7 protein-coding genes are annotated in these 9,843 nt (G+C 63.5%); 2 read left to right on the top strand and 5 right to left on the bottom strand.

Annotated elements, in window-relative coordinates:
- Positions 1-608 precede the first annotated feature (608 nt).
- From QP305_RS07590 to gatC, 4 genes are all read right to left on the bottom strand, one after another.
- Positions 609-1,832 (bottom strand): NAD(P)-dependent malic enzyme, encoded by a 1,224-nt coding sequence (locus tag QP305_RS07590; protein WP_284904769.1) that lies wholly within the window; start codon positions 1,830-1,832, stop codon positions 609-611.
- Between the two features lie 133 nt (positions 1,833-1,965).
- Complete coding sequence (gene gatB / locus QP305_RS07585; protein WP_284904768.1) at positions 1,966-3,465, bottom strand: Asp-tRNA(Asn)/Glu-tRNA(Gln) amidotransferase subunit GatB; 1,500 nt, start codon at positions 3,463-3,465, stop codon at positions 1,966-1,968.
- Between the two features lie 3 nt (positions 3,466-3,468).
- Entirely contained in the window at positions 3,469-4,998 is a 1,530-nt protein-coding gene (gene gatA / locus QP305_RS07580; protein WP_026429254.1) for an Asp-tRNA(Asn)/Glu-tRNA(Gln) amidotransferase subunit GatA, read from the bottom strand.
- Positions 4,999-5,295, bottom strand: coding sequence for an Asp-tRNA(Asn)/Glu-tRNA(Gln) amidotransferase subunit GatC (gatC, locus tag QP305_RS07575; RefSeq protein ID WP_284897581.1), 297 nt, complete (start codon positions 5,293-5,295; stop codon positions 4,999-5,001). It lies immediately after the preceding gene.
- A gap of 80 nt (positions 5,296-5,375) precedes the next feature.
- On the opposite strand from gatC, the gene QP305_RS07570 reads away from it, so the two are divergent.
- Positions 5,376-6,617: a phospholipase D-like domain-containing protein gene (locus QP305_RS07570; protein WP_087069777.1), complete on the top strand. Its 1,242-nt coding sequence runs from the start codon at positions 5,376-5,378 to the stop codon at positions 6,615-6,617.
- Between the two features lie 87 nt (positions 6,618-6,704).
- Here QP305_RS07570 and ligA read toward each other — a convergent pair whose 3' ends face one another.
- A complete protein-coding gene (gene ligA / locus QP305_RS07565; protein ID WP_284904767.1) occupies positions 6,705-9,251 on the bottom strand; it encodes an NAD-dependent DNA ligase LigA in 2,547 nt (848 codons plus the stop codon).
- Between the two features lie 236 nt (positions 9,252-9,487).
- Here ligA and QP305_RS07560 point away from each other — a divergent pair, with 236 nt between their 5' ends.
- On the top strand, positions 9,488-9,748 hold the full coding sequence (locus QP305_RS07560) for a WhiB family transcriptional regulator (protein ID WP_016441656.1): 261 nt from the start codon (positions 9,488-9,490) through the stop codon (positions 9,746-9,748).
- The last annotated feature ends 95 nt before the right edge of the window (positions 9,749-9,843 follow it).

Below are 9,843 nucleotides of genomic sequence, written 5' to 3'. Positions count from 1 at the left end.
GCATGTGTTAAGCACGCCGCCAGCGTTCGTCCTGAGCCAGGATCAAACTCTCCACAAAAAACCGTAAGAGAGCAAGACAACATCTAGCTCGAATAAAATATAAATAACAAGAACAAAAACACACCACCAACAAACAAACCAAACACGCTCGCATATAACAAACGAATGCATCCAGCCTTTTACATGTTGGAGTGCTAACTGTCCTTGCACACACCCACACAACCACCAGGAAACCAACAATCAGTCAACCTGGCCCGGTCGTGTGAACAAAAAAATTTTCACGTAAAAAATATATTAGTCAGACACGCTATTAAGCATCCGAACACCATATCCACACCCCACACCAACCACCAATAACCATTGACAGGCTGGTCCGGAGAGAATCATTCACGCTCAAGAAGAGCAACCCCGTTAGCCTACCACCGTGGCCCGATTCTTTCAAACCGGGAAGCTAGTGAACTAGGCTACTCACGAGGAGTTTCCGTGCCACCTCAGACCCTTACCGGGCTCTCGGCGACGGATAACAAGCTTACAAGCCCAGCCCGCTAGACGCAAATCAAACCAGAGAGACACCCACCACACACCCGAGGGAACCGCGTCGGAGTTTTCTAGACAACTGCCACACTCTCGCGAACCGCCTGCGCCACCGCTTCGGCAGCCCGCTCGTCAAAGGCAGAAACGATGATGTAATCCGGATTCGCATCCTCCCCGACCAGATCAGCAAGCGCCTTAGCCGCGGCCAGCAGCATCGTGTCACTGACCTCGGTGGCATGAGCGTCAAGCAAACCGCGGAAGATCCCGGGGAAAGCCAGCACGTTATTGATCTGATTCGGGTAGTCCGAGCGGCCGGTTGCCACCACTGCGGCGTGCTCGCGCGCGATTTCGGGAGCGATTTCCGGGGTGGGATTAGCCAGGGCGAAAACGATGGCTTTATCAGCCATGGTGTCCAGAGCTGCGCCGTCGAGAATATTAGGGCCGGAAACGCCAATGAACACATCCGCACCGTGCAGGGCCGTACGCACGTCGCCGTCGATCTGCCGGGGATTGGTACGGCCCGCAACCCAGGCGTGACCGGGGTTGATTTCGCTGCGGAAGGGACCGAGCGTGCCGGCGCGGTCCACGGCAATAATGTCCCGTACCCCGTATTCCAGCAGTAGGCGAATAATCGCGGTGCCAGCGGCACCGATTCCGCATACCACCACGCGTGCGTCTGCGGGTTTTTTCCCAACTACGCGCAGCGCGGTGATGAGGGCGGCTAGCACCACAACTGCGGTGCCGTGCTGGTCGTCGTGGAAGACCGGGATATCAAGTTCCGCTCGCAGACGTTTTTCGATTTCGAAGCAGCGCGGGGCGGAGATGTCTTCCAGATTGATACCGGCATACGCCGGGGCGATGGCGCGCACCGCCGCGATGATTTCCTCGGTATCGGTGGTGGCCAAGGGCACCGGCCAGGCATCCACCCCGGCGAAACGCTTGAAGAGCGCGGCCTTCCCCTCCATAACGGGGAGGGAAGCCAACGGCCCGATATCCCCCAAACCGAGCACCGCGGTGCCGTCTGTCACCACGGCTACGGTATTGGATTTCACCGTGTAGCGGCGGGCCAGTTCCGGCTGGGCGTGAATCGCTTCGCAAACCCGCGCCACCCCGGGCGTATACACCCGGGCCAGGTCCTCGCGGTTCTCGATGGCGGCCGTCGCGCGGGTTTCTAATTTGCCGCCTTCGTGGGCCGCAAAAATCTCGCGTTGGGAGGGAGGTGGCACGAACTGCTGGGCCTCACCCGAAGGTGATGCCGCGTCAGATTGTCGCTCTGTCCCTGCTTGTGTTCGCGCCACCTGCGCCTCCTTCACGAGATATGCCCGGTTTCGTCCGGTTCACTACCGCGGCTTACCGGGCCCATTGACCGCCGCGCCTTTATCGGGCCGGCGCGCTACCGCGCCTTTACCAGCCCGGTTCACCACCGCCGCTTTATTCGGCCGCGGCGCGCTCCATAATGAGGGCGCGCACGGCACCAGCGTCGGCCTTACCGTGGGTAGCCTTCATGACGGCACCGATAATGGCACCGGCGGCCTGCACCTTTCCGCCGCGAATTTTTTCGACGACGTCAGGGTTGGCAGCCAGGGCTTCGTCCACGGCCTTCTCCAGGGCCCCGCTATCGGACACGATCTCCAGATTGCGCGCGGCAACAACTTCCTCCGGGCTGCCTTCCCCGGCGAGGACCCCCGCCAGCGCCTGGCGGCCCAACTTGTCATTGAGCCGCCCGCTCTGGACCAGGCCGTCCAGCTCGGCAACCGCCTCCGGGGTAATGGGGGCGTCCTCGAGCTCGACGTCGTTATCCTTGGCGTAACGGGCGATATCGCCCATCCACCATTTGCGGGCTCCGGCGGGCGTTGCCCCGGCCCGGACGGTGGCATCCACCAGATCCACCGCGCCGGCGTTGATAAGATCGCGCAATTCCTCCGGGGAAAGCTCCCATTCCTCGGTGATACGGGCGCGCTTCGCCGCCGGTAGTTCGGGCAGCCCCGCGCGCACCTCCTCCACGTACGCGGGAGTGCAGATCACCGGAACCAGATCCGGTTCGGGGAAGTAGCGGTAGTCATCCGCGTCGGACTTCACGCGCCCGGCAATGGTGCCCTGGATTTCCTCCTTGTAATGGCGCGTTTCCTGGAGAATCGTGCCACCGGCAGCCAGGATAGCGGCCTGGCGGGAAATCTCGTAGCGAATGGTGTTTTCAATACCGCGGAAAGAATTGACATTCTTCGTTTCGGTGCGGGTACCGAAAGGAGCATCCGGACTTTCCCGCAGGGATACATTGACGTCCGCGCGGATATTGCCGCGCTCCATGCGCCCCTCGGAAATGCCGAGCGCCCGCACTAGTTCGCGGATCCCGCGCACGTACGCGCCGGCGATCTCCGGAGCGTTCTTCCCCACCCCGGTAGCCGGATCGGAAACGATCTCAATGAGCGGCACCCCGGAACGGTTGTAATCCACCAGCGAGTAGCGCGCCCCCTGGAGGCGCCCATCGGCCCCACCCACGTGGGTATTCTTCCCGGCGTCTTCTTCTAGATGCGCGTGTTCAATGGGGAAACGGTAGGGAGTGCCGTCAGCCAGCTCGATATCCAGGTAGCCGCCCAGGATAATCGGCTGGGCGTTCTGGGTGATCTGGTAGGCCTTGGGCAGATCCGGGTAGAAGTAGTTCTTGCGTTCGAAACGCGAGAGCTCGTTAATGCGGGAGTTGAGGGCCAGGCCCAGCTTCACCGCGTATTCCACCGCTGCCTCATTGACCACCGGGAGCGAACCGGGAAGCCCGAGGGAGACCGGCTGCACATCGGTATTGGGTTCAGCACCGAAAGCCACAGGGGCGGCGTCGAAAATCTTGGTGTGTGTGGACAGCTCCACGTGCACTTCCAAACCGATCACCGGGTCGAAACGCGCGACGGCGTCCTCGTAATTCATAAGTTCATCCATGCTTTATTCCTCCCAATCCCGCGCGGGGCAGGCAGCGGGGACGTTGTGGCCGAGCGCGGCGTCGATGGCCGCGGCCACCCGGTACATGAGGGCGTCCGCCCGGGCCGGGCTGAGAATTTGCAAGCCCACCGGCAGCCCTTCCGAGAGCCCGGCCGGCAGCGAAATACCCGGGATTCCGGCCAGGTTGGCGGGAATGGTGGCGATGTCGTTGAGGTACATGGCCAGCGGGTCGTTCGTTTTCGAGCCGAAGGGGAAAGCCACCGTGGGCGAGGTGGGCGATACGATCACATGGCACCGGGAGAAAGCCTGCTCCAGGTCACGCTGAACCAGGGTGCGTACCCGCAGCGCCGCGCCGTAGAAGGCATCGAAGTTCCCGGCGGAGAGCACGTGGGTGCCCAGGATAATGCGGCGTTTGACTTCCTCACCGAAACCGGCCGCGCGGGTAGCCCGCATCACGGTTTCCGCGGTGACCGGCCCTTCTTCGGGTTCCACCCGCAGGCCGTAGCGCATTCCGTCGAAACGGGCCAGGTTGGAGGAAACCTCGGCGGGCATGATGAGGTAGTAGGCGGCCAGCGAATAGTGGAAACTGGGGCAGGAAAGCTCCACCGTTTCCGCGCCGAGTTCGCGCATGCGCGCCACCGCGTTTTCGAAAGCCTCGAGCACGCCGGGCGCGTAGCCCTCCCCGTGCATTTCTTCCACGAGCCCCACCTTGAGGCCCGCGAGCGGGCGCTCCGGATCGCTTCCGGCACCGTCCCAGCTCCCGGCTTCGCCGTGGCAGGCCGCCACCAGGCCGGAAGGAGTATCGGGAAGCGAGGTGGAATCGTGGGGATCGTGCCCGCTGAGCAGTTCCTGGAGCAGCGCGGCATCTTCCACGGTGCGGGTGACCGGCCCGATCTGGTCCAGCGAGGAGGCCATGGCGATCAAACCGAAGCGGGACACCGCCCCGTAGGTGGGTTTTGTTCCCACCGTTCCGGTGACCGCGGCGGGCTGGCGGATCGACCCGCCGGTATCGGAACCGAGGGCGAGCGGCACCATAAACGCACCGACGGCCGCGGCGCTACCGCCGCCCGAACCGCCCGGAATCCGGTCCAGATCCCAGGGGTTGCGCGAGGGCCCGAAAGCGGAATGCTCCGTGGAGGACCCCATCGCGAATTCGTCCATATTGGTTTTGCCCACGATAGGGAGCCGGGCTTCTTTAATTTTTACGACGACGCTCGCATCGTACGGCGGGCGCCACCCTTCCAAGATTTTCGACGCCGCGGTGGTGGGAATCCCGCGGGTGCAAATATTGTCCTTTACCGCGATAGGAATACCGGCCAGCGGGTGGAGTTCCTGGCCTTCCGCGCGGGCGGCATCCACCCCGCGGGCCACCTCCAGGGCGCCCTCCCGATCCACGTACAGGAAAGCGTTCACCTTGGGGTTGAGTGCCTCGATGCGATCCAGGCAGGCGGTGGTGAGTTCCACGGAGGTGATCTCCCCGGCGCGCAGCAGCGCGGAAAGTTCCGCGGCGGACTTGAGCAACAAGCTATTCATTTATTCCTCCCCCATAATGCGCGGGACGAGGAATTTACCTTCTTCGGCGGCCGGGGCCGCGGCGAGGACTTCCTCACGATCAAGGGTTTCCCCCGGAATATCGGGGCGTTTGACATTGGCCAGCGGGAGCGGATTGTAGGTAAAGGGAATATCCGAGCTAACAACTTCGGATACCGCCTTCACTGCATCCTCGATGACGGAAAGCTCACCGGCCATTTTTTCGGCCTCGGCATCCGTCAGGGCGATGCGGGATAGCTCCGCTAAGCGCGCTACCTCTTCCTTAGAAAATGACGACATGGCTCAAGTCTACGCGGTTGCACCGCGCGATGGCGCACCCGTGGATTAGTGAGAACCGGGGAGCGTCTACAATTGGCGCTATGACTGAGTGGACTTCGCGCCGGGTGCTGCGCACGGCGGGTATGCTCGCGGCCGCGGCGCCTTTGGCCGCCGCGGGCGCCGTCGTCGTTGTAGATGAAATGCGCAAACGCCGCACCCCACCGGTCAGTTCTTATCCGCATCTGCCCCCGCAAGAAGTGCAGGTCGGGCGCGACCACGCGATCTTGTATACGGGTGCGGCGGATGTGTATCGCGCGATGCTCGCCGATATTAATAATGCGCGGGACCATATTTATTTCGAGTGGTTTATTGTCAAAGCGGATCACGTGGGGCACCGTTTCCGCGACGCGCTTATCGCGGCGGCGCACCGCGGGGTGCAGGTCCATGTGCTGCTGGACACCTGGGGGAATCTCAATCAGCCGCCCTCGTTCCGGCACCCGCCGCGGATCGCCAATCTGCACTGGATGAATTTCCCGCTGGTGCGCACCGGAATTTTGACCGGGCGTTCGCGCGATAAAGGGCGCGATCACCGCAAAATCTTGACGGTGGACGGCCGCGTCGGCTACGTGGGTGGCTACAATATTGGCGGCCTGTACGTGACGGAATGGCGCGATACCCACCTGCGCGTGGAGGGCCCCTCGGTGTGGGAGCTGGACGTGGCTTTTGTGGATATGTGGAATGCCTACCGCAAACGCGATCATCCCACCCTGCGCCGTGCGCTCACCCACCACTGGGATTCGCGCATGCGGGCGGTCACGAATTCTCCCGCGCATAATACTTATCCTATTTCTTCGCTGTATTTGGATGCGCTGGCGCGCTCCTCGCAGCGGGCCTGGATCACCATGGGGTATTTCATTCCGGATGCGCCCATGCTCGACGCGCTCACCGACGCGGCCGAACGCGGCGTGGACGTGCGGATTCTTATCCCCCAGTACTCCAATCATATTTATACGGATTGGGTGGGGCGGCCGCATTACGAGCGGCTGCTGCGCGCCGGGGTGCGGATTTTCCTCTACCAGGACGCCATGATTCACGCGAAAACCATGACGATGGATTCCACCTGGTCTACCGTGGGGACCGCGAATATTGACCGGCTGTCCCTGCGGGGGAATTTCGAAATTAATATGTCGATTCACGATGCCGGTTTCGCGGCCGTTATGGAAAAGATTTTCGAATTCGACCTGCGGAATACCCGCGAACTCACCCTGGGGGAATGGGATCAGCGCGGCACGCTGGCGCGGGTGACCGAAAAGGTTATGGCTCCGCTGGCGCCGCTGCTGTAGCCGCGCGCGGCCGCAACGGGTACGACGCCGCAGCGCCGTCCCGCCGCGCCGCCGCTGTGCGGCGCTCGGTTTTTGCGTTGTTTAGTTTTATGCGGGGAGCTGGCCGGTGCGCAGCAGCTCGGTGAATTCTGCTTCACTCAGGCGCGGGATACCGAGTTCTTCAGCCTTGGCGGCTTTCGACCCGGCGTTCTCCCCCACCACCACCGCGGTGGTTTTCTTGGAAACCGAGCCGGCCGCTTTCCCGCCGTGCTTGAGGATCGCTTCTTTGACCGAATCGCGGGTATAGCCCTCCAGGGAGCCGGTGGCCACAATCGTCATCCCCGCGAGGGTTTGGGGAACTTGCTCAGCGTCCGCGGCGCTATCGGCGAAAACTACCCCGGCGGCTTCCCACCGCTCAATAATTTCCAGGTGCCAGGGCACCTCGAACCATTCTTTAAAGGAGCGGGCGATAATCTCCCCCACGCCGTCCACCGCGGAGAGTTCCTCCACGGAAGCGGCGCGCAGCTGCGCCAAATCCGGGAACGCCGCCGCGAGCGCGCGGGCCGCAGTGGGCCCGACGTGCCGGATGGAGAGGGCCACGAGTTTGCGCCAGAGTTCTTTGCCGCGGGCTTTTTCGAGCTCGGTGAGCATGGTGAGGAGGGCTTTGCCAGGTTCGCTTTCTTTGGTGATGACGCGCTGGCCGGCGCTGCTTCCCCACGCGGGTTTGGTCCAGGCGGCGCGCACGTAGCGGTAGTCGCCGGTGGGTTGGCCGGCGTTGCGGATTTCTTTCCATACCCAGGTGGTGGCTACGTCCGCGGCTTGTACCGCGAAAAGTCCGGCTTCGCTGTGGAGCACCGGTTCTTGGGGTTCGGGAACACCCAGGCTGCGGGCTACCGCGGGCGGGATAATCACCTCGGAGTCGAGGATAGCGCCGTCGCCGTCCACAATGCCCAGGTCGCGTGCCGCTTCGCGCGCGAGGCGCAGGGTTTTTTTGCGCCCGTCCGCGCCTTCGATTTCCAGGCGGTGGCCGCTAGCGAGGGCGATGAGTGCTTCGCGGCGCCGGGCGTCCGGGTTGGTGAGCCAGAGGGCGGTTTCCTCGCCGAGGGCTTCCACGTCCAGCGCCCCGCGCGAGCCGATATGGACCACGCGTTCGGCCAGTTGGGCGGGGCAGGATTGCGCATTGGGGCAGCGCATATCCACATCGCCTTCCTGGGCGGGGGCGAGGGTGGCCCCGCAGGAGGGGCAGGCGCGCGGCATGACCCATTCGCGTTCGGTGCCGTCACGCTCGAGGAGGACCGGGCCGACCACTTCGGGGATAACGTCCCCGGCTTTGCGCACGATCACGACGTCACCAATGCGCACGCCTTTGCGGGCTACTTCTTCGCGGTTGTGGAGGGTGGCTTGGGTGACGACCGAGCCGTCCACGAGTACGGGTTCCATAATGGCGTAGGGGGTGGCGCGCCCGGTGCGGCCCACATTGACCTGGATATCCAGGAGGGTGGTTTCCACTTCTTCGGGCGGGTATTTATAGGCGATGGCCCAGCGCGGGACACGGGAGGTGTAGCCGAGCCCGGCCTGCACCGCGCGGTCATTGACTTTGAGGACGGCACCGTCAATCCCGTGGATGAGATCGTAGCGGTGGGTGGCCAGGTCCGCCACGAAAGCCTCGATATCCTCCCAGTTGGAGACCAGTTTGGTGTAGGGGGAAATGGGCAGGCCCCAGCGCGCGAATGCTTCGTATACGCCGGCCTGGGTGGAGAGCGCTTCGGCCAGGGAGGCCGGAACTCCCGCGAGCGCCCCGATGCCGTGGGCGATAAAGGAAAGTGGGCGGGAGGCGGTGACGGCCGGGTCTTTTTGGCGCAGCGAGCCGGCCGCGGCGTTACGCGGGTTGGCGAATTCGCGGCAGGAGCGGATGATGCGGTTGGCTTCGCGCACCGCTGCGGTATCCCCGGCCTGTTCCGCGGCCGCGCGCTCGCGTTCGGCTGCTTCGCGGCGCTGGCGCTGCTCGGCGTTGAATTGCGCGAAGTCGGCGAGGGGGAAGAAAACTTCCCCGCGTACTTCCATGACCTCCGGAATATCGCTGCCGCGCAGGCGCTGCGGAATGGCGGCGATGGTGGCGATATTGCGGGTGACATCTTCCCCGGTCACGCCGTCCCCGCGGGTGGCGGCCACGGTGAGCGCGCCGTTGTCGTAGCGCAGGTTGATCGCGAGGCCGTCAATCTTTGCTTCCGCGGTGACGGCGGCACCGGATTCCCCGGATACTCCCGGAAGTGCGGCGTACCAGGCGCGCAGATCCTCGAGGGAAAAGACATCCTGGAGGGAGTAGAGGCGTTCGCGGTGGAGCACCGGCGCGAAGGGCTGAGCATCGGGCACCGGCGCACCGCCGAGCTCCGGTTCAGTACCTTCATCCACCATCGCGCCCGCAGCCAGGGTGGCTGCGCCGTCGCTCTTCACCGGTGCCCCGACGGCGCGGCTGGGCGAATCCGGTGCCGCGAGCTCCGGGTAGCGTGCTTCCAGATCGCGCAGCTCGTGAATGAGGCGGTCGTAGTGGTCATCCGTCATGAGCGGATCGGCCCCGGAATGGTAGGCGATCTGCGCGCGGGTCAGCGTGGGGGCAATCTCATTCCAACGGCGGCGGGCCTCGTCAATGCTCATGCCCCTATTGTCCCTCACCGCCCGGTTACCTCAAACCCCCAGCGCGCGGCGGGCTACCCCATAGTCGTTTAAGCCTGGAATAACAAGTGAGTAGCCCGGAAAGGATGGGCGTTGAAATATCACACCTGCGGGCTCTTTACCGCGGCTGCGCTCTTTGCAAAGATATATGGGTCTCACATACGGCTATATCCCGCAGAGGCGGGAATGCCCCGCGCTGGCGGGGAAAAGGAGGATTCATGGATTGGCGTTCGCGTGCCGCGTGCCTGACGGAAGACCCGGAGCTTTTCTTCCCGATTGGTAGTTCGGCCTCGGCCCTGGCCCAAACGGATCGGGCCAAGCGGGTATGCCAGGAATGTACCGTCCGTGACGACTGCTTGAATTACGCCCTCGAACACAACCAGGATTCAGGTGTGTGGGGTGGCACCTCCGAAGATGAACGCCGCCGGCTGCGCCGCCGCACCGCCCGCGCCCGCCGAGTGCGCGAACTTGCCTCCTAAGGCGAACCGGCCCAAGTCCTACCAGCCCACGCGCTTTGCGCGTGGGCTGCGTCGTCGTACTTAGTGGGCTGCGTCGTCGTACTTAATTCTTACGC

The organism is Actinotignum timonense (genome assembly GCF_030216305.1).
GTDB lineage: Bacteria > Actinomycetota > Actinomycetes > Actinomycetales > Actinomycetaceae > Actinotignum > Actinotignum timonense_A.
This window is presented reverse-complemented; position numbering and strand designations above follow the sequence as displayed.

Bases quoted from the DNA above. Each gene is read 5' to 3' on its own strand.
- gatB (WP_284904768.1), bottom strand. From the start codon at position 3,465: ATGGATGAACTTATGAATTACGAGGACGCCGTCGCGCGTTTCGACCCG.
- gatA (WP_026429254.1), bottom strand. From the start codon at position 4,998: ATGAATAGCTTGTTGCTCAAGTCCGCCGCGGAACTTTCCGCGCTGCTG.
- gatC (WP_284897581.1), bottom strand. From the start codon at position 5,295: ATGTCGTCATTTTCTAAGGAAGAGGTAGCGCGCTTAGCGGAGCTATCC.
- QP305_RS07570 (WP_087069777.1), top strand. From the start codon at position 5,376: ATGACTGAGTGGACTTCGCGCCGGGTGCTGCGCACGGCGGGTATGCTC.
- ligA (WP_284904767.1), bottom strand. From the start codon at position 9,251: ATGAGCATTGACGAGGCCCGCCGCCGTTGGAATGAGATTGCCCCCACG.
- QP305_RS07560 (WP_016441656.1), top strand. From the start codon at position 9,488: ATGGATTGGCGTTCGCGTGCCGCGTGCCTGACGGAAGACCCGGAGCTT.